This is a genomic window from Chryseobacterium paridis (assembly GCF_016595215.1).
Lineage (GTDB): Bacteria > Bacteroidota > Bacteroidia > Flavobacteriales > Weeksellaceae > Chryseobacterium > Chryseobacterium paridis.
Map to the genome: position 1 here is coordinate 287,901 of NZ_JAENHK010000001.1, position 23,229 is coordinate 311,129.

General features: G+C 34.3%; 13 protein-coding genes and 1 riboswitch. Of the genes, 2 read left to right on the plus strand and 11 right to left on the minus strand.

Going from position 1 to position 23,229, the window contains the following annotated elements; translation table 11 throughout:
* Positions 1-62: 62 nt before the first annotated feature.
* Both JHL15_RS01345 and JHL15_RS01350 read right to left on the minus strand, forming a co-directional pair.
* On the minus strand, positions 63-1,556 hold the full coding sequence (locus JHL15_RS01345; protein ID WP_200241767.1) for a RagB/SusD family nutrient uptake outer membrane protein: 1,494 nt from the start codon (positions 1,554-1,556) through the stop codon (positions 63-65).
* A 17-nt stretch (positions 1,557-1,573) separates the two neighbouring features.
* Positions 1,574-4,489, minus strand: coding sequence for a SusC/RagA family TonB-linked outer membrane protein (locus JHL15_RS01350; protein ID WP_200241768.1), 2,916 nt, complete (start codon positions 4,487-4,489; stop codon positions 1,574-1,576).
* A gap of 85 nt (positions 4,490-4,574) precedes the next feature.
* Positions 4,575-4,671: riboswitch (SAM riboswitch) on the minus strand.
* 246 nt (positions 4,672-4,917) lie between these two features.
* Between JHL15_RS01350 and JHL15_RS01355 the strand changes: the two genes are divergently transcribed.
* Positions 4,918-5,322: a type II 3-dehydroquinate dehydratase gene (locus JHL15_RS01355; protein ID WP_200241769.1), complete on the plus strand. Its 405-nt coding sequence runs from the start codon at positions 4,918-4,920 to the stop codon at positions 5,320-5,322.
* A gap of 79 nt (positions 5,323-5,401) precedes the next feature.
* Here the strand turns inward: JHL15_RS01355 and pckA are convergent, their stop codons facing one another.
* The 8 genes from pckA to JHL15_RS01395 all read right to left on the minus strand — a co-directional run bounded on the left by pckA (position 5,402) and on the right by JHL15_RS01395 (position 19,128).
* Positions 5,402-7,018, minus strand: a complete 1,617-nt coding sequence (pckA, locus tag JHL15_RS01360) for a phosphoenolpyruvate carboxykinase (ATP) (RefSeq protein WP_200241770.1) — start codon at positions 7,016-7,018, stop codon at positions 5,402-5,404.
* 130 nt (positions 7,019-7,148) lie between these two features.
* Complete coding sequence (locus tag JHL15_RS01365) at positions 7,149-8,051, minus strand: GYDIA family GHMP kinase (protein WP_200241771.1); 903 nt, start codon at positions 8,049-8,051, stop codon at positions 7,149-7,151.
* A gap of 10 nt (positions 8,052-8,061) precedes the next feature.
* Positions 8,062-8,937, minus strand: coding sequence for an ACP S-malonyltransferase (gene fabD / locus JHL15_RS01370; protein ID WP_200241775.1), 876 nt, complete (start codon positions 8,935-8,937; stop codon positions 8,062-8,064).
* Positions 8,938-9,005: 68 nt separating this feature from the next.
* Positions 9,006-10,949 carry a LysM peptidoglycan-binding domain-containing protein gene (locus JHL15_RS01375; protein WP_200241805.1) on the minus strand — a complete coding sequence of 648 codons (1,944 nt, stop codon included), beginning with the start codon at positions 10,947-10,949 and terminating at the stop codon, positions 9,006-9,008.
* 38 nt (positions 10,950-10,987) lie between these two features.
* The gene (gene bshC, locus JHL15_RS01380; RefSeq protein WP_200241814.1) at positions 10,988-12,574 is read right to left on the minus strand and encodes a bacillithiol biosynthesis cysteine-adding enzyme BshC; all 1,587 of its coding nucleotides are present in this window, start codon (positions 12,572-12,574) and stop codon (positions 10,988-10,990) included.
* 14 nt (positions 12,575-12,588) lie between these two features.
* Positions 12,589-14,526 carry a putative porin gene (locus tag JHL15_RS01385; RefSeq protein ID WP_200241816.1) on the minus strand — a complete coding sequence of 646 codons (1,938 nt, stop codon included), beginning with the start codon at positions 14,524-14,526 and terminating at the stop codon, positions 12,589-12,591.
* 138 nt (positions 14,527-14,664) lie between these two features.
* Entirely contained in the window at positions 14,665-16,251 is a 1,587-nt protein-coding gene (locus tag JHL15_RS01390; RefSeq protein WP_200241833.1) for a RagB/SusD family nutrient uptake outer membrane protein, read from the minus strand.
* A gap of 12 nt (positions 16,252-16,263) precedes the next feature.
* Entirely contained in the window at positions 16,264-19,128 is a 2,865-nt protein-coding gene (locus JHL15_RS01395; protein WP_200241849.1) for a SusC/RagA family TonB-linked outer membrane protein, read from the minus strand.
* A 357-nt stretch (positions 19,129-19,485) separates the two neighbouring features.
* Between JHL15_RS01395 and JHL15_RS01400 the strand changes: the two genes are divergently transcribed.
* Complete coding sequence (locus tag JHL15_RS01400; RefSeq protein WP_200241851.1) at positions 19,486-20,163, plus strand: hypothetical protein; 678 nt, start codon at positions 19,486-19,488, stop codon at positions 20,161-20,163.
* 54 nt (positions 20,164-20,217) lie between these two features.
* Here JHL15_RS01400 and infB read toward each other — a convergent pair whose 3' ends face one another.
* Positions 20,218-23,184: a translation initiation factor IF-2 gene (gene infB / locus JHL15_RS01405; RefSeq protein WP_200241853.1), complete on the minus strand. Its 2,967-nt coding sequence runs from the start codon at positions 23,182-23,184 to the stop codon at positions 20,218-20,220.
* Between the last annotated feature and the right edge of the window lie 45 nt (positions 23,185-23,229).

Here is a 23,229-nt window from a genome sequence, read left to right on the forward strand (position 1 = left end):
CAATACATTAAAAATCCCTCACTATTTATGAGGGATTTTCAATGTATCGAATGAAATATTTCTTAAAGATTCGGATTATTCTCCACCTCTTTCTGAGGAATTGTAAACAAATAATACCTGCTATTCGGAGCAAAGGCAGATTGGTCAGGGAAAGAAAATATAGAATGCCCCCTTCCATTAACTGTTTTTACTGTTCCATCAGGAGTCGTTATCTGTACCTTGATGGGTTGTCCGTTAGCATCTGTAAATGGTTTTCTCACAACTGTTCCTTGCGTTCTGATAATGTCAGATAAGGAAAAACCTTCACCAAATAATTCTTTTCTTCGCTCAATCAGAATCTCTTTAATCACATCGTTTTGTGCTAAAGGTCCACTATAAATATTAGCATGTCGAGCTGATTTTAATTGATTTAAAACTGTTACAGCATTGGTAATATTACCATTTCTGGCTGCTGCTTCTGCTTCGATCAAATACATCTCAGCAGCTCTCATGAACACGATATCTGCAATCAGATTGGCTTTAAACTTAAATTTAGCATATCTCAAAAGACCTTCTCTTCCTGGAAGTCCGTCCCATTGGAATAATTGATATCTGATATCATTGGTATCAAAAAGGTCTTTAAAATAAGGATCAGCCATAAAACTATAATAGTAACTTCCTGAAGAAGAAACATCTAGATAGTGGAATGCATAGCTTTCTCCGGACTGCTCCTGAGTCTGGCCGTGCCCCCATATCCATTCAGCGTTTGTAATATCATTAAAACCATCTTTATATTTTTCTGGAGCCATTAACGGAAAACCAGCCTTTGCTATTTGTGCAGCAGTGACGGCTTTATCCCATTCACCAGTATTCAAATAAGCTCTTGCCAATAATCCATTTACAACAGATTTATCAATTTTATCCTTATTATTTCGGGTGTAATTGGTTAATAAAAGACTTGCTTCAGATAGATCATTTTTGATCAAAGTATAGATTTCTTCAAGACTAGCTCTTTTCTTTCCTACGGAGTTTGTTGTAGTAGGTTCTGTATAAATAGGAGCAACCAGAGCGTTCTTGTCTTTTAAATAGCTGAATTGATAAAAACTCGCCAGATTCAGGTAGCAAAAAGCACGTAAAGCTTTTGCCTGGCCTTTTACCTGGTCTTTTTTTGATTGGCTTCCTGTTACTCCATCTATTCTACTGATCACATTATTCATATTGTTTATCACAGCATACAATGAACTCCAGATAAACAATGAGCGACTTCCCGTATTGTTTACTAAATCAGTAAAGGCATAGGGAGAAGCAAACCCATATTTATTAGTCAAAACTGCTACATCACTTCCCATCGCATCACTTGTTCTCAACACCGTAGAATATCCAATATTAGCATAGCTTGTTCCATCGTCATTAAATTTTGCCCACGTCCCATTAACAACAGTTTCTGCACTTTCGGCAGTCTTAAAAACTTCCTCTTCATTAGCCTGGTTGGTCGGTGCAGTTTCCAAATCACTTGTACACCCCGTAATGGAAAGTGCTGTGATCAATGCAAATGATAAATATTTTATTTTTTTCATTGTTTTAATTTTAAAGTTTAAAGAGTGGCTTGAAGACCAAAGGTTATTGTTCTCATCGCAGGATATCTATAATAGGTTGTCCCATCTATAGCCTGCTCAGGATCCATTCCTTTATGCTTAGAGAATGTCAGCAGGTTTTCTGCCTGAAGGTAGATTCTGAACTTTCTCAATCCTAGCTTTCCAAAATAATCAGAAGGTAGGGTATACCCAATACTAACATTTTTCACCCTTGCATAAGTTCCTGAATATAAAAATCTTGAAGAAGCGGATGTCCAGTTATTGGTTTTTGTACTTAAAGCAGGAACATCTGTATTTGGATTCTCTGGAGTCCATCTATTAAGCATTTCAGCACTCCATGCCCGACCTCCGGCACTTCCATTAGACATTAACATCGTGTAGTCTGTATCAAGAATCTTTCCTCCAACCCTAAAAGTTACCAATCCTGAAAAATCAAAATTTTTGTATGTTATACTTGTGGTAATCCCACCCGAAATCTTAGGTAAAGAAGAACCCTGTAGAGTTTTTGTAGCTTTAGCATATTCTGAGGTTGTACCTTCTACAGTATTACCATTTGTATCCTGATAGATATATTTCCATAGAGGAGCTCCATTACTTGGATCAACACCTATCCATTCTGGAATAAAAAAGTCATAAACAGAACCTCCTACTTCTAATAATTTAGTTCCGGTTACAATCGAACCTTTTGGAAGTTTAGTAATTCTATTCTTCAACGTAGTCAAATTCACATCAACATCCCACTGAAAATCGTCTGTTTTAACTGGCGTTGTAAATAGTGAGAATTCAAATCCCGTATTTTTCAATTCACCAATATTTGCAGAATAACCCGTAAAGCCAAGAGAAGGAGCTAAGGGCCTGTCAAACAAAAGATCTTTACTCTGACGCTGGAAATATTCTACATTTCCTTTAACTCTATTATTAAATACTGCAAATTCAAGTCCTACATTTAAGTTAAGGTTAGTCTCCCATTTTAAACTCGGAGTAGGAAGTCGGCTCGCCACTGTTCCTCCTTCACCCAAATTGTTATAAAATGCATATAAACTCTGATAAGCATAATAAGTACTTAATTTATCATTCCCTTGCCCTCCATAACTTGCACGAAGAGTAAGCTGATTAAAGAAGTTCATATTTTTAATAAAACTCTCATTAGATAATTTCCAGGAACCACCTACAGACCAAAATGTCCCCCACCTATTTTCACGTGAAAATCTTGAAGAGCCATCTGCTCTTATAGATCCGGAAACAAAATAGGTATTTTTAAAATCATATTCTGCTTTACCTAAAAAACTCAGTAAGCCTAATTTATCACTATTCCCACTGAAACCACCTAATAATGCTGCAGCATCTGGCTCATAATAATAAGGTAAAGAAAATTGACTCCTATTTCCTGAAATGGTTTGATATTCATAATGATAAAACTCTTGTCCCGCTAAAACATTAAAATGATGTTCGTTGAATTTTTTATCATATGTCAAAATATTACTCGTTGTATAAGATAAAGTTCTCGAATTTGTTTTTGTTACAGAGCCTCCTATTTCACTTCCCTCTCCTAGTAACGGATTGGAATAGTAGTGTCCGTTATAATTCACGAGATCAACCGAGAAACTGGATTTAAATTTCAATTCCGGCAAAAAGGTAAAGTCCAAAAATCCTTTTCCTGAAAAGTTATCTTCTCTGTTCTCATTTTTATCTAATGGTAAGGTTGCGGCAGCGTTTTGATTTTGCAATGCAGCCGTAGGTCTGTACTTTCCAAAATCGTAGATATAGTTTCCATTAGCATCTAGACGATAGCTTCCATCCGAATTTCGCTCGTAATATGGATAAAAAGAAGGGATCACTCTGGCAGCATTGATAATATTATCCGTTCTTGAATCTGAAGAAGGCGGAGCTTCCTGAAGACTATTAGTATAGCTCAAATTAGCTCCTACAGTTAACCATTTTTTAACTTCATTATTAATCTTTAGCCTTGCACTGTATTTTGTAAAACCAGAACCTATGGCAATTCCTTTATCATCCAGGTATCCTAATGAGAAAAAATAATTTCCTTTTTCATTTCCACCACTAAAGTCGAGATCTACCTGATTTCTGGAAGCAACTCTTTGAAGAATATCTCTCCAGTCATCATTCCATAAAGCTTTGGCTCCTGGTAAAAGTTTCCCATCTGTCCCCACTGGCTGAGCATAATTCTGACCATACGGATTAATTCCCAATTCATTTACTAAATTATTAGTAGCCATCTGTGCTGCCTGTTGTGATGAAACCTGAGGGGATCTGTATCCATTTCGCAAAGCCTCCCAATACAACTGAAAGTACTGATCTGTATTTACTTGTTTATAGTCCTTTACTGCTCTACTTGAAAATCCCTGGCTAATATTAAAATTAACACGGGGTTCTCCTTTTTTCCCGGATTTAGTGGTAACAATAATAATCCCATTCGCCCCTCTTGATCCATATAAAGAACTTGCAGTAGCATCTTTTAATACACTAATGGATTCAATATCATTTGGGCTGATAGAATTAATATTTCCATCAAAAGGAATCCCATCTACTACAAATAACGGATTGCTTGAAGCACTGATAGAGCCAATCCCTCTAATACGAATTGTTGCAGTTGCACCGGGCTGTCCTGAAGCGCTTACTGCCTGCAATCCTGCAACCTGCCCTTCAAGAGCTTTAGTGATATTCGTTACAGGTCTGTTATTAATCTTCTCACTGGAGATTGTTGCTACCGAACCGGTATAACTTGTTCTTTTAGCTTTTCCATAAGCTACTACCACAACTTCGTCTATATCTTTTTCACGAAGTGTATCTTTTTTAAGTTTTATTTCCTGGCCACTTACACTTATAATTCCCAGAAAAAATAAAGCACCTGGAGGGATCCAGATTTTAGCATTAAATAAAGTTTTACTATTCATAATTAATTTTGTTTATCAAATATATCGAAAAAAATCACCCTTTATTGAAATACAGCAAAAGGCACCAATATAATTGATAACCAAATGCTTATCTTTCCTTAAAAGGCTGAATGTAACACCTTGCCTCAGGCAGGTTGTTAAGACTTCACAGGGTCAGTTCCCTCCATCTTTCTTTATAAGCCGATCGAAATATGGATGCAAATCTAAAAACAATTAGTCTACAAAACAAGTAGACTAATTGTTTTTTTATCCTTATTTCACAAAAATTAACTTAAATTTTTCATAAATAGTATATTATTAAGCCTTTACGAAAGTTAGAGTATCAGAAACATGAGAAATATCATTAAAAACAATACCACATAATCGCAATCTAAATAAAAATAGAAAGCCTTGGTGTTTATCAAAAAAATCTTTTTTAATTTTATACTATGAAAATTTTAATTGTAAATGGTCCTAATCTCAATTTATTAGGCACAAGGGAACCTGAAATATATGGTACAATTTCAATGGAAGAATATTTAGAAAAACTGAAAACTGAATTTCCTTCCTATGAATTGAATTATTATCAGTCTAATATTGAAGGAGAATTGATCAACAGGCTTCAGGAAGATAATTTCGATGCAGTTATAATTAATCCCGGAGCTTTTACGCACTACTCTTATGCAATAGCTGATTGTTTAAAAAATATTCAAAAACCTAAAATAGAAGTCCATATTAGCAATATATATAAAAGGGAAGAGTTTCGTCAAAAATCCGTGACCGCTACTTATACAGATGCTGTATTATCAGGTTTTGGTCTGCAGGGATATAGATTGGCACTTCTGAGTTTTTAAATTTTGCTAAAACAAGAATACCCAAAAAGCCTCATCGATGATGAGGCTTTCATTTTATTTTATATTCAGATTGTATATCTTAAATAGTTTGTTCTTGTAATTGAGGACCTGATGCAATCAATTTTTTTCCTTCCTCAGTGTTACAATACTGCTCAAAGTTCTTAATGTATCTTGATGCCAGATCTTTTGCTTTTTCTTCCCATTCACTTGCATCATTATATGTATTTCTAGGATCCAAAATACCTTCAGTAACGCTTGGTAATGAAGTAGGAATTTCCAAGTTCATAATTGGAACTCTTGTCTTAGGAGCATTTTCAATTGATCCATCAATGATTGAATCGATAATAGCTCTTGTATCTTTTAATGAAATTCTTTTTCCAGTACCGTTCCAACCAGTATTTACCAAGTAAGCTTTTGCTCCATGCTCCTTCATTTTACCAATCAATGTCTTAGAATACATTGTAGGGTGTAATGTAAGAAACGCTTCACCAAAAGCTGGAGAGAATGATGGTTCCGGAGAAGTAATCCCTCTTTCAGTACCCGCTAGTTTAGAAGTATATCCACATAAGAAGTGGTACTGTGCCTGATTTTCATCTAAAATAGAAACCGGAGGCAATACTCCGAACGCATCTGCAGATAGATAAACAATCTTTTTCGCATGTCCTGCTTTTGAAGGCAAAACAATTTTATTAATATGATAAATTGGGTAAGAAACTCTTGTATTTTCTGTAATTGAACCATCTGTATAATCAGAAGCACCATTGTGTACCACAACATTTTCAAGAAGAGCATCTCTTTTAATTGCTCTGAAAATATCCGGTTCTTTCTCTTCAGATAAATCAATTACTTTAGCATAGCAACCTCCCTCATAGTTGAATACTCCATTATTATCCCAACCATGCTCGTCATCCCCAATTAGATATCTTTTCGGATCTGCAGATAAGGTTGTTTTACCAGTTCCTGAAAGGCCGAAGAATAAAGCAACATCTCCTTCTTCACCTACGTTTGCAGAACAATGCATAGATGCCATACCTTTCAATGGAAGGTAATAGTTCATCATTGCAAACATTCCTTTTTTCATTTCTCCACCATACCAAGTACCACCGATGATCTGTAGCTTTTCAGTAAGGTTAAACATTACAAAGTTTTCAGAGTGTAATCCCTGAGCTTCCCAGTTCGGGTTAGTTGTTTTAGAACCATTCACTACTGTGAAATCAGGTTCTCCAAAGTTTTCCAGCTCATAATGAGAAGGGCGGATGAACATATTAGTAACGAAATGCGCCTGCCATGCAACTTCTACGATAAATCTTACTTTAAGTCTTGTATCTGCATTTGTTCCACAAAAAGCATCTACTACATAAATTTTCTTAGAAGAAGAAAGTTGGTCTAGCACTAATCCTTTACAAGACTGAAAGATTTCTGCTGTCGTTGGTAAATTTACTTTACCGTCCCAGAAAATTGTGTCTCTTGTAACATCATCCTGAACAATATATCTGTCTTTAGGAGAACGGCCAGTAAAAATTCCTGTTTTTACTGATACTGCACCAGATTCCGTAAGCTCAGCTTTCTCAAACCCCTGATTATCAGAAGAAACTTCTGCCTGATATAATTCCTCATAAGAAGGATTATATATGAGTTCGTAGTCTCCTTTAATCCCTAATTTTTGTAAATCCTGGATGATTTTAGCGTGTTTCATTTTACTTATATTTTCTATTTCTTTTTTTAGTCCAACAAAATTAAATATTAATTTATTGTTACAGGTGGTTAAATATAATGATATAAGTCAGAATGGCAAAGAAAAATACGGGATAGCAAATGATTAAAAATCAATTAATTATATCGTTCCATTCAAAAATAGTAGTAAAACCTTTTCCCCGAAAATAGTCCTTAAAGCCCCTAAATTTGGCACTCATGACAAAATCTCCACCCCAGGCTCCTAAACTTTTCACAAAAACCGGACAGTCCTGGAAGAGTTTTTCTTTAACAGTAGGAATATTCAAAAATTGAGAAATTTTTTGCTCATGAATCGTCATTAAATGTGAAAAATAATATAATTCACTACATAATAAAATATCATGGGTAAGTTTTGAAAATTCATCTACCAGTTCCTGAGATTTAGTCCTGGATTTGTAAAGGTTAATTCCTTCCCTGCTGTCTTGTTTTTGATTTAAATGGATAAAGATCAACTGGTTTTTGAACTCAGGATCAAAGATTACTTTCTTATATTGTATTTCCGGCTTGTTCTGATATAGAATAGCAGACTGTTCTTTGGCAACGGCTATATCATAACCGCTTCCACCCAAACTCAGAGTATTCAATTGAAATGGATCTACATCTGCCCAAACAGAAAGATTATTCATTAGAGTTGAGCTACTGCCAAATCCAAAATCGGAAGGAAACTGGAGATTTGTTTTTAACAAATAAGTGTCTGTAAAGGTAAATTTCTTGTCAGAAAGTTGCTGAACATTCTTTAAAGTTTTTAAAATGAATTCAGCATTTGAAGAATTATTGGTTTCAATAATTTGCCAAGTTTCATAATTGATGATGACTTTTAGCCAAATCTTATTCTGATGATAAGCTTCCCAGAAAACCAATGACTTCCCATCGTTTTGTTCTTCAAAGAAAAACTCTTGTCCTAGCTTGGTGGGTACCGCTAAAACAAGAGCTCCGTCTATTGCGAAATATTCTGAAGTAAGCATTAGCTTCCCTGGTGAAAATATCTCGACCATAGTATTTCTATTAAATTGCAGAGGCAACGTCTACAGAACTATCAATCTTCTTGATCAATCCTTGTAACGTTTTTCCAGGTCCAACTTCTACAAAGTTAGAAGCACCATCTTTGATCATATTCTGAACAGATTGCGTCCACTTTACAGGACCTGTTAGTTGTGCAATAAGATTTCGTTTAATTTCATCAGGGTTAGTAACCGCTGTTGTAGTTATATTCTGATAAACAGGTATCGTTGCTTTTCTGAACTTTGTCTGCTCAATGGCAGCTGCCAATTTCTCTTGTGCAGGTTGCATCAAAGGAGAGTGGAAAGCCCCATTCACAGGTAACAACAAAGCTCTTCTCGCTCCTGCTTCTTTCAATTTTATACAAGCTTCTTCTACTGCAGCTGTTTCTCCGGAAATTACTAATTGTCCGGGACAGTTATAATTTGCAGGAACTACAATACCATTGATCTGAGCACAAATCTCTTCAACTTTGGCATCTTCCAATCCTAAAATCGCAGCCATAGAGCTGGGATTAGCATCACACGCTTCCTGCATTGCTCTCGCTCTTTCAGAAACTAATTTAAGACCATCATCGAAGGACAGTACTCCATTAGCTACTAATGCTGAAAATTCACCTAAAGAATGTCCGGCTACCATTTCGGCACCAAGACCATTTACTGCTTTTAAAGCAGCTACTGAATGTATAAAAATAGAGGGCTGAGTAACCTCTGTTTTCTTAAGATCTTCATCTACTCCGTTAAACATAAGAGATAGAATGTCAAAACCTAAAATTTCATTGGCAGATTCCATCAAATCCTTTATGTCTTTTCGAGAATCATATAATTCTTTTCCCATCCCAACGAATTGAGAACCCTGCCCAGGAAATACAAGTGCTTTCATCTATTAATTTAAAATATTATGCAAATATAAATATAATATTAAGAAATCCTTTACAACAATGCGCTTCTCTAAGGAACTAAACGAATAACACGATATCCTGTATTCACGTAAGCTCCGTTGGCTTTGGACTTTACAAATTCAAACTTGGTGGCAAGCTGGGTCTGAACTTTGTTCATCTGTTTAAAGATTTCCCCTTTTTTGTTTTCTCTGGTCAACATGTCATTTACGACATCAAAACCAATGATTGCATATCTTGGAGGAGTTTTACAATATTTACTTTTATAGGCAGCAAGAATTTCTTTTTCAAAACTTCCGTCTGTATTTATTTTTCTGTCCATCAGATAAACAAGATTAGCCTGACTTAGGTCATCTACCTTTTTCTCAAAACTTGGAACATAATACATACTGAAAGCTTTTATTCCCTGTACTTCTTTTGTTAGAGCAATTACTCTATTTGAAAAAGCTTCCCCAACTCCATCATTGTCACTAGCTAAAATCGCTATAACAGGAGCAGACTGTCCGGTCATCATATTCTGATCTGACTTCACATCGGCTGGAGAGTTTACAATAGTTACATTCGGATTTTTAACTGCTTTTTCAAGACCTGCTTTGATGTAATTTGCATTCTCTTTCTTACCATCTGCAACGATATAGATCTTTTGATCTGAATATACTGCTTTTACTTCATCAACAATTTTATCAGCATAGGTTTGGTCATTCGTCTCAATAATAACCAGATTACTGTAGTTATACAATTCCGGAGAATTAGCAAATGGAGCTACAATAGGAATTTTTTGAGTTTTAGTAAAATCCAGAACATCTATCACATTAGATTTAAAGAAAGGTCCAATGATCAAGTCTGTATTGTTTGGATTGATTTGCGTTAGTGAATTTCTAAATGATGCTTCATTTCCGGAATCCACTATTTTAATATCTAACTTCTGCCCATTTCTGGCATTTCTTTCAATAGCTAATTTGGCACCAGTAAGGAAGTCCATTGCCATTGTTCGGTACTGTGTCTCATTAGTACTATATCCGAAAGGAAGCATTAATACAACGCTTAACGCATCTCCGCTTTTCTTAATATATGCAGGATCAAGTTTTTTAATTTTTAAAACCATTCCTGTCTTTAATCCATGAGATAGATCTGGATTTAAAGCTATTAATTCGTCAATAGAAACTCCATATTTATTAATAATAGAGAAAACAGTGTCACCCTGCTGAACCGTATAGGTTACATAATCATCTGATGAATCTACATTACTGGTATTGGATGAATTATTAGAAGACTTTTCGTTGCCTGAATCCATTTTCGTTTTAGGATTAACCGGTTCAGAAACGGCAGCTGTTGTATTAGCTTTTTTAACTTTGATAACTTCACCAGGCTTCAATCCCTTTTCTTCTAATCCGGGATTTAATGTATACAATTCTTGTTGGCTTACTCCAAATTGTTTGGTAATTCTATAATAATTATCTTTTGCCTGAATAGTATAGCTTTCTTCATTCGTTGCCACTGGTGTTGTTGGCACATTTGTAACAGTTTCCACTGGCTTAGAAGCTACAACTTGTTGTTGCTCACCGCCATATTTTTTAATACTTTCAAAAGGCAGAGTAATCTCATCACCAATTTTCATATGTGAATCCAGTTCAGGATTCAATTTTCTTAAATCTGTCTCAGAAATACGATATTGTTTAGTGATTCCATATATGGTCTGTTTTGGCTGCAAAACAATTTTACCTAATTGAGAGGAAGCGGGTTTAGCCTTTTCAATAACCGCAGCTTTAGTGACAGTAGTTGTTTTAGTTTTATCAGCTTTAACTGTCAAGACATCACCAATTGCAAGTTTGCCTTCTTTAAATTTTGGATTTAGTTTCAGCAGTTCATCCACAGTTATGCCATATTTTTTAGCAATATTATAAGGATTATCTCCTTTAACTACGGTATGTGATTGTTGAGCAGAAACGCCCAAAACCATACATAAACTGGATAGAATAAAAAACCTTTTTATCATAGTAGATAATTATAATTTACAAAAATACTTCTTTAAAATTAAATGGCAACAATTATTAATTTGGATTCTTGAACCACCATTTCTTCTAAACAAGTTTCAAGCCATGAATATCCATAATCCGCGAAAAATACACTAAAATTATAAACTCTTTCCTGCCATGTTTTAGAAGGATGTACATTTAAAAATAAATTTTCAAGCCTTTCCAATAGCTCACTTTGTTTTATTTTCTCGGCATGAAGAAGACGTTTTTTCATTCTTTTAAAAGATTTAAGTTGTCTTACCTCTTCAGCTGAAACCATATTTTCAAAGGACTTATCAGTGGTTCCTGCAATTGTTCGCAACTCAGAAAAATTATTGATTAAAAGATCCTCTTTTTCTTCAAGCAGTCTGAGAATACTACTATCATCCAATAGTTTATTATTTGTAATAGACGTAAAATTCTGGAAAAAATCATCTATTTTCAGATTTAATTTATCTATTTTTTTCAATGTCTTTTCTGGTAAGAAAAGCATTGAATTTCTCGGAATTAGCAAAGGAAAAGGAATATTGACTTTTTCAAAATAATCTTTTAATTCCAACCAGTACATAATTTCAGCATTCCCTCCGATATAAGCTAAATTAGGTAGTACTTTCTCCTGATATACTGGACGCATTAAAGCATTTGGGCTAAACTTTTCAGGGGTATTTTTTAATTCGCTTATAATTTCGTCTTTAGTGAACTGAATATTTGTGTCAACTATTTTATAGTTATCGCCTTCAAAATCTATCCGATCTCTTGTTTCTGAGAGGTAAAATAAATTAATTTCGCGAGGATTTACCTGTACCTTCCCATATTTTTCTGTAAGGAATCTTACTTTCTCTTTTGAAGTATTATATAAACTTGAATTAATGATCTCATCCTTAAAAATATCTTTCACTTGATGTTTCAGAGCTTTAGAATCTCCATCGAGGATTAATAATCCAAAATCAGAAAAAAGTCTGTTTACCAAAATTTTAATGGCTTCTGTAAGTGTATTCCCAACTTTATAAGACTCTTTAAGCATTAAAATAAGCTCAGTTCCAAAGACAGAATCTTTAAACTCTTTTTCAAACTCAGAAATGAAAAATGTATCTGTGATTTGAATTTTCCCAACAGGCCCTCCAGATTTTTCATTGATCTCGTAGTAATTATTTTCTGTTTTGAAGTGGTTGATTTCAGCAAAATCGTGATCTTCTGAAGCCATCCAGTAAACCGGAACGAAATTAAAATCAGGAAAATTGAATTTTAAATAGGAGCATGTCTTAATCGTCTGCAGAATTTTATAAACAAAGAAAACGGGTCCTGAGAATAAATTAAGCTGGTGCCCCGTCGTAATTGTAAATGTATCTGGTAACTTTACATTACTTAAATTCTCTTTTTGCTTTGTAGAAAGTGCAAGACCTGCAAGCTGCTCTTCAAAAGCATCAAACAGGATTTGTCTTTGTTCTAAACTAAAAGATTCCTGTTTTAGATGAATCTGTTTTCTAAAATGATCTAAAGAAAAAGTATTTTCTTCAAAACCCTCAATTTTCTGATTTAAAAAATCTTTTACTAATTGAGGAATATTTTCTATATCGTTAAATGATATTTTATTAATTGTTTTCAACTGTGGTTAAGCTTTTAGTTGAACAAATACCAAACAATTCCCAGGTTCAGTCTAAAGTCATAAACCGGATAGTGTGGGAATGCATAGGCTTTATTTGATGAGATGACAGTACCGATCTGCTGTCCTTCAATAAAGAAAAACATTTTTTTGACTTTCATATTGATATAAATATCAGCTATAGGCTGGCCACCGATTGAAAATGAATCAGCTCTCGGTAAAATATATTCGTTAAGTATTGGAAAATACTCTCTGGATGCAAATTTTGAAAAATAATAAACTTTCAATCCTGCCTGAAGTTCAGCAGCATTTTTAAATGCCTTGGTCTGGTAGAAAAAATTCGCTCTTCCTATGAAACCAGGCATTGGATACAAGTCTTTATTGGTTAATGCATTTTGAAACTGCACTCTTGTATTTAGGTGGTATTTTCCAAAACTGAATGTAGCGTCCCCTCCTATCTGAGAAATACTTAAAGGATTTTGGCTTTGTTTTGGCATTGATGCTGCATCAAAATAGGTATAATTATCAATTCTAAAATAGTTAACGAACAATTCTGTTTTAAACCATTTCAAATTGATATTCCCGCCAATCTCAGTTATTGATTGATTTTTAACATTCTGAAGAACATAATTGAACTTTTTATACACTGAGGTATTCAAAAGATAATTAAATGATGGATAAGCGCTTTGGAAATTCACTTTAGCATTTACAAAATAATCTTTAATAGGTTCGAATTTAATATTATTTGTTGTTCTTAAATAGGTCCCAAACTGGCTTCCATTAGAAAATTCAACAAATGAATTGAGCTGAATCTTATTTAATAGTTTTATCTGAAGATTTCCAACCGCTCCAATTCTGTTTTCTTTTAGCTCATTAGGAATTTGTGAATCAGGTAAAGTAGTTTGTGTATCACCAAATTTCAACATCTGATAACGTACCCCTGCATCCAATTTAAATTTTTCATTATCCCAAACAAGGCTTACCGTATTACTTAGATTATTTGAATATTTTTTTGTTGAAAGAGGAAAGCCTGCAACAAGTTCAGTCTGTGGAGTATTCCAATATCCTTCTAAAGCTCCTTCTGTATAATAGTACTTATTTCCCTGATTAAAGATTGTGTGTCTAATTCTAAAAGGAAATTTCTCTGAATTAAAAGGAGTAAACTGATGGCTTAAATAATATCGCCTATATCCAAATTGGGAACTTGAAGAAGCAAGATTCACTTCCGCATTAAGTCTGTTACTAAAATCACTATTTCCGCTCTGAAAAAGATTATCAGCAACAATTCCTCCATTCTCCTGATTATTTACATTCTGGTGCAAATAATGGGCAAACAATTCATAGTTTCCACTCTTACTGATATAATGTCCCGAAAACAAGGTATTATTATTAGCCGCCAATGAATTCCTGTAAAGACCTTGTGAGCGAAGTCCCATATACTCCAATGCAAAGTTAAATCGCTTTCCAATATTCTGGGTATACGTAGATCTTAAAACGGCTCCATTCTTTATAGAATTATGGTAAACAAAATTTGCAGTCGGCGTTTTTACATCATAATATTTCACATCACTAATTCCGATAATCCCATATGATTTATTAGATGGGAGCAATGATAAATTCTGCTCTGCATTTACTTCATAAGAAAGAGGATTAAATCCTGATCCAACATTTGGAAACTGCACTCTTCCAAAATTATCTTTGTTATTATATTGTGAAAAAATATAAGTTTTATCATAAGTCATCACCGTATCAAATATTTTCTTCTCAGAAAATTGTGTCTGATACAGATAATCATTGATGGTAGGTTTGAATATTTTTAAAGAATCCTTTTTTCCTGAGTCAATAACCAAAGTATCTGCCAGCTTTTTCTCAAGCTTGTTAGAATCTGTTTTATTAACAACCTGTGCATTAGAAAAACTACCAAAGAAAAGAATTATAAGAAATATATATTTCATGCGTAAATTTATATGGTTCAAAAGTGATACAGAACCATAACGGTTTTCATATTACATTTTGTACAGCAAAAATAAGAAATAAAAGGAAATAAAAAACCCTGCTTAAAGCAGGGTTTCATATTATATGATTATTGTTGATTAATAACCTGTGTTTTGTTGAATACCTGGATTACCAGAAATCTCACTACTTGGAATTGGTAATGTATATCTGTAATCTCCATTCTGAAGATTAGAAACTGTCACTACATCATCAGTAATATTTCTATCCATAGATACTCCAGCCTTTACAGCAAGTCTCTTTAAATCAATATATCTGTGACCTTCAAAGCAAAGTTCAATTCTTCTTTCTGCCAAAACATCTTTATAAGCAGCCGTTGCATTAGCATATGTAGGAGCTGTAACAGCCGTACCTAAAGTGTTTCTTGCATCTCTAATTTTCTTAATATTATTAGCCGCTGTAGAAAGATCTCCATCATGAATAGCAACTTCACTTAGAATGAAATACATTTCCGATAAACGAACGGATTTGATGTCATTTCTCGTATTCGTCCCTGTTTTACCAGGATATTTATCTACAATTAATTTATCAGCTCTCGTATTTGCTCCTGGTGCAAGATAATTAGGGTTGGGTTGGCTTGAAGGGTCTACAAAGGCATATTTTCTTACATCGTCCTGTAAACTATTTAAACTATTATATAGATTACGGCCTACATACCACCATGGTGTACCTGTTACACTAGAGTTATTCAAATTATATCTAGATCCAATGGCTATACCATTAGCTCCTGTAGCCTGTCTTCCTAATGAGAAAATAATCTCTCCTCTATTCCCATCTTTGTCATCCCATAAATTTCTGTAAGGATTGAAAGAGTTCGAGGTAGCATAAAACGCTGAATTCCAAGTCCCTGCACCTATTACAGGAGCTGCTGTTGTTACAATTGGTGTCCCCAAACTTAATGGGAATAAACCAGCACTTGCAGTAATTACTGCCTGAGCGTCAGTTTTAGCTTGAGCATAGTTGGCTCTATATAGATTGAATCTTGCGCTAATAGCATTAACAAAGCTTCTTCCAACATAATACTTATTAGCATCTGAAGAAGCATCAAAATTAGCTTTTGCAAATTGAAGATCACTATCAATAAGTGCATAGATATCTTTATTTGCTACTCTTGGCTTCTGAACAAAATTACCTTCTGGTTTATCACTTAACACAACTCCTAATGCATTTAGATCTTCCATATTTGGAGAAAAATAAGTTTCCAACTCAAGATAACAGAATGCTCTGATGGCTCTAGCCTGAGCTATAATCTTTTTGTAATTAGCAGCTTCTGTTGGACTATTAGGAGTAAGTTTATCTGCACCATCTAATAATCTATTAATTCTATTAATAGTTCTGTAATGGGATGCCCAAATCAACTCTGGATAACTACCTACACCACCGCTTACAATCAAGCGGTGCAATTGAAATTCCTGTCCACCACTACCATCACCTGGCTTAACTTCATCTGTAATAACAGAAGTTAAATAGACTTCATTAGCTGTCTCTAAATTTCCATATACACTTCCGATAAGGAAAGATTGTAAAGCATCCACTGAACCAAACGCTTGAGAATCATCCAACTGACCCGGCTGAATAGCATCTATCGCATCGCTACAGCTATTAAGCAAGGGCAATGCCGTTAAAGATCCTGCTACAAATAATAACTTTATTATATTTCTTTTCATTTTTTCTAAATTTTAAAATTCCACATTGAAACCTAAAGAGAATGTTTTAGGATTTGGATAAACACTTAATGAATAATCAGTAACAGGCTCTGGGTCAAGACCTTTCCAGCTGCTCCAAGTAACAAGATTCTCTCCTTGAACAAAGATCTTCAATCCAGTAATAGGAAGTTTTCCTAAACTTGCTTTAGGGAATGAATAACCTAGTGAAATCGTTTTTAATCTGATAAAGTCCGTTTTATATAAATATCTATCAGAACTTCCATCTGCACCTGTATTGTTTGCAGTCATAGAAGGAATATTAGTATTTCTATTATCAGGAGTCCAAGAATTTAATAAATCTGCACTCACATTATTACCAGATGCTAAACCATTTGGATCCATTAGCCAAGTATATAGGTTATCAAACTGCCAACCACCTGCTTGCCAAGAGAACAAAACATCAGCAAATACACCTTTAAATGAACCATTTAATCCAAATCCTCCTTGGTATTTAGGATAGAATGACTTTCCTGATAACACTCTATCACTGTCATTAGGATTCTCTGTAATATTTCCATTCTTATCTAGGAATTGCATCTCACCAGTATCTTGGTTAACTCCTGCGTAACGAATAAGATTCCACTGGAATGCCAATGATCCTGCTGCATTTACATTGTCTGCAGGTGAGTATCCATATGGTAATTCAAGAATTCTATTTTTATTCCATGAGCCGTTAGCAAAAACAGACAATCTTAAATCACCTTTATTGATAATGTTATATTTAAGAATACCTTCAACCCCATTATTTCTCATTCGTCCATTGTTTCCATCAATAGTAAATGTACCTGTACTAGCAGCTGATATATTTAATTTATTGAATAGATTATCCGTAGTTTTGATATAATAATCGAAGTTACCTTCTAATTTTCTATTGAATAAAACGAAATCAAGACCTACGTTAAACATTTTCTGAGTTTCCCAACGAACATCAGGGTTTCCAAGAGTTGTTAATGCTAATCCTTGTTGGTTAAGATATGCTGTATTTGTAGAATAAACATTTCTAAACAATGTTGTTGTAGCAGCATTTACAAGCGGGTTTACATTATTTGCTGTAATACCTAAATTCTGATTACCCTGTGTACCATAAGAAGATCTTAGTTTTAACATATCGAATATTGAGCCTTCCATAAATGCTTCCTTATCAATATTCCATCTACCAGACACGGCCCAGAAAGTATTCCATCTGTTATCTTTTGAGAATCTATAAGCCCCGTCTCTTCTTACCATACCAGTAAATCCATATTTACCTGCATAATCATAGTCTGCTGTTGCAAAATAAGCTAAAGCTCCTGCGTTAACTGCTTGTGCTTGAACGTTCGGAACATACAAAGTAGGTGTAGTAGTACTGTAAGGCACATATCCAGTTCCTGAACCCAAACTCCAAGTTAATGGATTTAATCCATTCTGTTGGTATTGCTTGGTTCTATAATGCGCTTTTATATAATCAAGATAAGCGCCAACTTCTAAAGTATGCTCTCCCCAAGATTTATTAAATGTTAAATTTGTAATACTATTAATGTTAAAATCTTTAACATTATTTAATACCTCTAAACCTCCATATGGATCATTTCCAGCTTTAGCTACCAATGATAAATATCCATAAGGCGCACGTGCAAAAGCTCTGTCCGACTCTTTAAAATCGATTCCAGATTTATGCCCTACTGTTAAATAATCAGTTAGTTTATACGCAAAATTAACATTTGCTAGAACACTTGTTTCGGTATATTCATTCTGAATTCCTCCATTTATAATATCCTGAGTTACCCAAGGAATTCTATCACTATATCCAGTCCCAATAGCTTTATACATATCAGATCCTCTACCATATGGATTTGGTTCTAGATCAGGTCTCGCTAAAATTGAACTAAACAATGGGTTTTGAAGCGGATTAGCTACCAAATTAGCAACGTTAGTTTCTTGATCTAACTGATGTCTTTTAGAATAACCAACTGCAAGTTGACTTCCATAAGTGAATCTACCATCATTAGATTTACCATTGATATTATTTCTAAAGGTAAATCTCTTAAAATCGGTAGATTTCATAATCCCCGTCATATCATAGTATCCTAATGATGAATAAACGTTAATATTTTTACCCCCAAAAGTCAATCCTAAGTTATGTTGTTGGGTCATCCCTGTTTGGAAATACTGTTTTTTCCAATCTGTATTAGGAGCATTTTGAACTTCTTCAGGTGTATATTGATCATTTGGGCCAAAAACAAATTCATTTTGCAAATTTCTGTATTGGCTCCCATTCACCAAATTATAATTATGATTTGGATATGTTGAGAAACCTATTGTAGTACCATACGTAAGTTTCATCCCACTATTATACGATCCTGATTTAGTTGTAATTACAACAACTCCATTTGCAGCTCTATTACCATAGATTGAAGTAGCGGCAGCGTCTCTAAGCACAGAGATTGAAGCAATATCTTCTGTGTTTAAGTTTCTAAACTGCGTTCCATTTGTACTCATACCATCGATAACATACAAAGGATCCATAGCGGAATTAAGTGACCCAATACCCCTTACTCTAACATCAATTCTACCAGATCCCGGAGAACCTGAACTTGAGTTAATTGTAATACCAGGAGCTGCACCTTGCAAAGAATTTAAGAAAGAAGCGTTTGGACGATCTTCTAAAACCTTATCAGATATGGTAGTTGATGCTGCAGTTGATTTTGCTCTTGTAGCAGTCTTACCATAACCTAAAACGACAACCTCTTCGATTTGCTTTTCTTTAGGAAGAGTATCTTTTTTTGTTCTCTGTGCAAAAGCAACCTGTCCTAAAAAGAACAATGCTCCAGCACTTAATACACGTAGTTTCACATTCATATTAACAAATTTTAATATATTTAAGAGGGCAAATATGTTAAAAATTATTAATACTAGCAAGCCTTAGATAAAATATATTTATCTCACACCATAGTTATTTAAAAAAAAATATTAATTTTTCAAAATATTAGTTAAAAAATACAATAGTCAAAATACAAAAATTATTCAAAAAACTAAATTTTAACATTTAATTATCATTATTTTGCAATTTATTTAGAATGAATATAAATTATTTTTTTTCATTTTATTTCCTATTAACCATCTGTATTTTAATGACTCACATTAAAAACACGATAAAAAACCATCCAATTGAAATAATATTTCTACATTTGATTTATAACAATAACTTACATCAATATGAAGAAAATCATTACAAGTATTTCACTTCTAGCAAATACTTTCTTCTGCTTAGCACAACAACAAGTTGTCACTGCAAATAATACTTTAGGAAGTCAAGCCGTATTTTATAATTTGAGATCAGGAGGTAAGGTCTTGAGTTATGATGATATTCTAGGAAGCCCATACCCTAACAAAAATTTTTCTAACGCTAAAATATCTGGAGTTTTAGAACAAACATTAGTAAGATATAATAGTTATAATGATGAAATTGAATTTAAGAAAGAAGATAATGTTTTAGCACTTCCTAAGCGACCGGAATACTCTAAAATAGAAATTAACTCACCTAAAGCAACACTTGTTTTATTAGATACTGCAGATGATTTAAGTGGATACTTCTTTGAACTTGTAAGTGGTAAGATTTCTTTATACAAAAAGGTCAAAACTAAATTTACAGATATTATTCCCGCTCCTAATGGTTATGCTAGTGATAAACCTGCAACTTTTAAGACTTTAGACCCTATTTATTATATCAAAACTGAAAAAAGCTTTATTAAAAAGCCCAAAAATCAGAAAGATATTACTGAGCAATTTCCGGATAAGAATGAAAGCTTAGCATCTTTCTTCAAATCAAATAAAATAAAATTTGACAAAGAAGAAGATTTAATAAAACTAGTCAACTTCTTAAATCAAAATTAAAAAAACAAAAAACCACTTTTTTTCAAAGTGGTTTTTTTGTATAATAAAAGTGAATTATTTCAACTTTTTCTTAACAGCAACTTCCTCGTATACTTCAAGGATGTCTCCAATTTCAATATCATTGTAACCTTTTAAGTTCAATCCACATTCGTAACCTTTAGTTACTTCTCTTACATCATCTTTAAAACGTTTCAAGCTTTCAAGTTCACCATCGAATTTAACAATACCATCTCTTAGAACTCTTACTTTTGCACTTCTTGTTACTTTACCAGAAAGAACCATACATCCTGCAATTGTTCCAACCTTTGAAATTTTAAATACCTCTCTGATCTCAACATTACCGATTACCTGTTCTTTAATCTCAGGGGAAAGCATACCTTCCATCGCTTCTTTTACCTCATCAATAGCGGCATAGATTACAGAATAAGTTCTGATTTCAATTTCTTCCTTATCTGCCAATTCTTTAGCATTACCACCAGCTCTAACATTAAATCCGATAATAATAGCATCAGAAGCAGTAGCAAGGTTAACATCAGATTCGGTAATCTGACCAACTCCTTTGTGAAGAATGTTTACACTGATCTCCTCAGTTGACAATCTTTGTAATTGATCTGATAATGCCTCCACAGAACCATCCACGTCACCTTTTAAGATAATATTCAATTCCTTGAACTCACCTAAAGCAATTCTTCTTCCTAGTTCTTCAAGTGTTGTATGTTTCTTAGTTCTGATAGAAAGCTCTCTTTGAAGTTGTTCTCTCTTGTTAGCAATAGTTTTTGCTTCACTTTCGTCAGCATATACTTTAAACTTATCACCAGCTGTAGGAGCACCATCCAGACCTAATATAGTAACTGGAATTGAAGGACCTGCTTCTTTAAGGTTTCTACCCCTTTCATCCAACATCGCTTTTACCTTACCATGGTTTTTACCCGCAAGTACATAATCTCCAACTCTTAAAGTTCCCGTTTGTACTAGCATCGTAGCAACATACCCTCTTCCTTTATCTAATGAAGCTTCAATCACAACACCTTGAGCTGCTCTATCCGGATTAGCTTTTAAATCTAACATTTCTGCCTGAAGTAAAACCTTTTCTAATAGAACATCCATATTATTACCAAACTTCGCTGAAATTTCCTGAGACTGAACATTTCCACCCCACTCTTCAACCAGAATATTCATTCCAGAAAGCTGTTGACGGATATTATCAGGATTTGCTGATGGTCTATCAACCTTATTCAATGCGATAATCATTGGTACACCGGCAGCTTGCGCGTGAGAAATAGCTTCTCTTGTTTGAGGCATCACATCATCATCCGCTGCAATTACAATAATAGCGATATCAGTGATCTGAGCACCTCTGGCTCTCATTGCCGTAAACGCTTCGTGACCCGGTGTATCTAAGAATGTTATTCTTTGTCCGTTTTCTAATTTTACATTGTAAGCTCCAATATGTTGAGTAATCCCTCCTGACTCACCAGCAATAACGTTAGTTTTTCTGATATAGTCAAGTAGAGAGGTCTTACCGTGATCCACGTGACCCATTACCGTTACAATTGGTGCTCTAGGAGAAAGATCCTCCTCAGAATCCATATCTTCCTCAGATTCTACATCTTCTAAATCTGCATCCGAGAATTCAATTTTATAACCAAATTCATCAGCTACTAATAACAAGGTATCAGCTTCAAGTCTTTGGTTCATTGTCACCATTACTCCTAGGGAGAAACAAGCAGAAATAACTTCAGTTGCAGAAACATTCATTAAGCTGGCTAATTCACCAACTGTAATAAATTCTGTAACTTTTAATGTTCTATCTTGAGCATCAATTTCTTGTTGACGTTCATCTTGCTCTCTACGATAAGTTCTCTTATCTTTTCTATGCTTAGCAGATTTAGACTTACCTCCTTTATTCGTTAATTTTTCAAGGGTTTCCTTAATTTGATTCTTAACTTGTTCATCAGTTAGTTCCACAGGCATTGTTCTCTGCCCTGGTCTGTTGTTCTGACCTCCTTTCTTGAATCCACCTCCTTGACCTGGAGGGCGGTTTCCTTGATTATTATTGTTATAAGGACGATTTCCACCAGGTCCACCTTGCCCTTGAGGACGATTTCCCTGACCTCCTTGACCTTGTGGACGATTTCCACCGGGACCACTTTGCCCTTGAGGACGGTTTTGACCACCTCCCTGTTGGTTATTGTTTCCTCCTCCTTGCTGGTTATTTCCAGTACCTTGTTGGTTAGGACCACCTGGTTTTTCAATTCTTTTCCTTTTCTTTTTCGCTCCAGAATTTGGCTTAGGAGCAAATTGAGTTAAATCAATTTTTTCACCAACAATCTTAGGACCGTCCAATTTTTGATAAACCGTCTCAATTTTTTGAGGTTCTTGAGATTGGTCATCATTACTAATAGGTTCTTCTTTCACCTCAGCAACTGGTTTTGTTTCAGTTTCAACAACTGGTTTTGGAGTTTCTTTCACAACTTCAATTGGTTTTTCTTCAGCTTTTTTCTCCTCCACTTTTGGTTTATCTTTTTTAACTGGTCTATTTCTTGTCTCAATTTGTGACAAATCAATTTTATCCAGAACTTTAAATTCCTGTTTTTCGGGAGCTGATTTAACTTCAGATTCAGTCACTACTTCTTCCTTTTTCTCCTCAACAGAGGGAGTTACAGGAACAACAGGAGCATCAGAAGTTTCTTCAACCTCAGGCTTTTTAGAATCCAAATCTATCTTACCTAAAATTTTAGTTTCTGGTTTATTAGCTTTAGCTCTTATTACTTCAGATGTTTTCTTTTCTTCAATTTCCAGTTTCTCTTCCGGAACCTTGATGATCACCACCTCATGGGAAGCTTTACGTTGTTCGCCATCCTTGGCAAACTCAGCCTCCAATGCAGAATATGCCGCTTCTTCTAATTGAGCGTTAGGATTGTTTTCAACCTCGAAATCCTTTGACTGTAAAAACTCTACTAATCTGGACATCGAAATGTTGAATTCCTTAACCGCTTTATTTAATCTTATTTTTGGCATTTATATTATTTACTGTTTTTTTAATTCTTAAAATTAAAGTATTTC

Coding starts and splice junctions, on each gene's coding strand:
- JHL15_RS01345 (WP_200241767.1), bottom strand. CDS start 1,556: ATGAAAAAAATAAAATATTTATCATTTGCATTGATCACAGCACTTTCC.
- JHL15_RS01350 (WP_200241768.1), bottom strand. CDS start 4,489: ATGAATAGTAAAACTTTATTTAATGCTAAAATCTGGATCCCTCCAGGT.
- JHL15_RS01355 (WP_200241769.1), top strand. CDS start 4,918: ATGAAAATTTTAATTGTAAATGGTCCTAATCTCAATTTATTAGGCACA.
- pckA (WP_200241770.1), bottom strand. CDS start 7,018: ATGAAACACGCTAAAATCATCCAGGATTTACAAAAATTAGGGATTAAA.
- JHL15_RS01365 (WP_200241771.1), bottom strand. CDS start 8,051: ATGGTCGAGATATTTTCACCAGGGAAGCTAATGCTTACTTCAGAATAT.
- fabD (WP_200241775.1), bottom strand. CDS start 8,937: ATGAAAGCACTTGTATTTCCTGGGCAGGGTTCTCAATTCGTTGGGATG.
- JHL15_RS01375 (WP_200241805.1), bottom strand. CDS start 10,949: ATGATAAAAAGGTTTTTTATTCTATCCAGTTTATGTATGGTTTTGGGC.
- JHL15_RS01385 (WP_200241816.1), bottom strand. CDS start 14,526: ATGAAATATATATTTCTTATAATTCTTTTCTTTGGTAGTTTTTCTAAT.
- JHL15_RS01390 (WP_200241833.1), bottom strand. CDS start 16,251: ATGAAAAGAAATATAATAAAGTTATTATTTGTAGCAGGATCTTTAACG.
- JHL15_RS01395 (WP_200241849.1), bottom strand. CDS start 19,128: ATGAATGTGAAACTACGTGTATTAAGTGCTGGAGCATTGTTCTTTTTA.
- JHL15_RS01400 (WP_200241851.1), top strand. CDS start 19,486: ATGAAGAAAATCATTACAAGTATTTCACTTCTAGCAAATACTTTCTTC.
- infB (WP_200241853.1), bottom strand. CDS start 23,184: ATGCCAAAAATAAGATTAAATAAAGCGGTTAAGGAATTCAACATTTCG.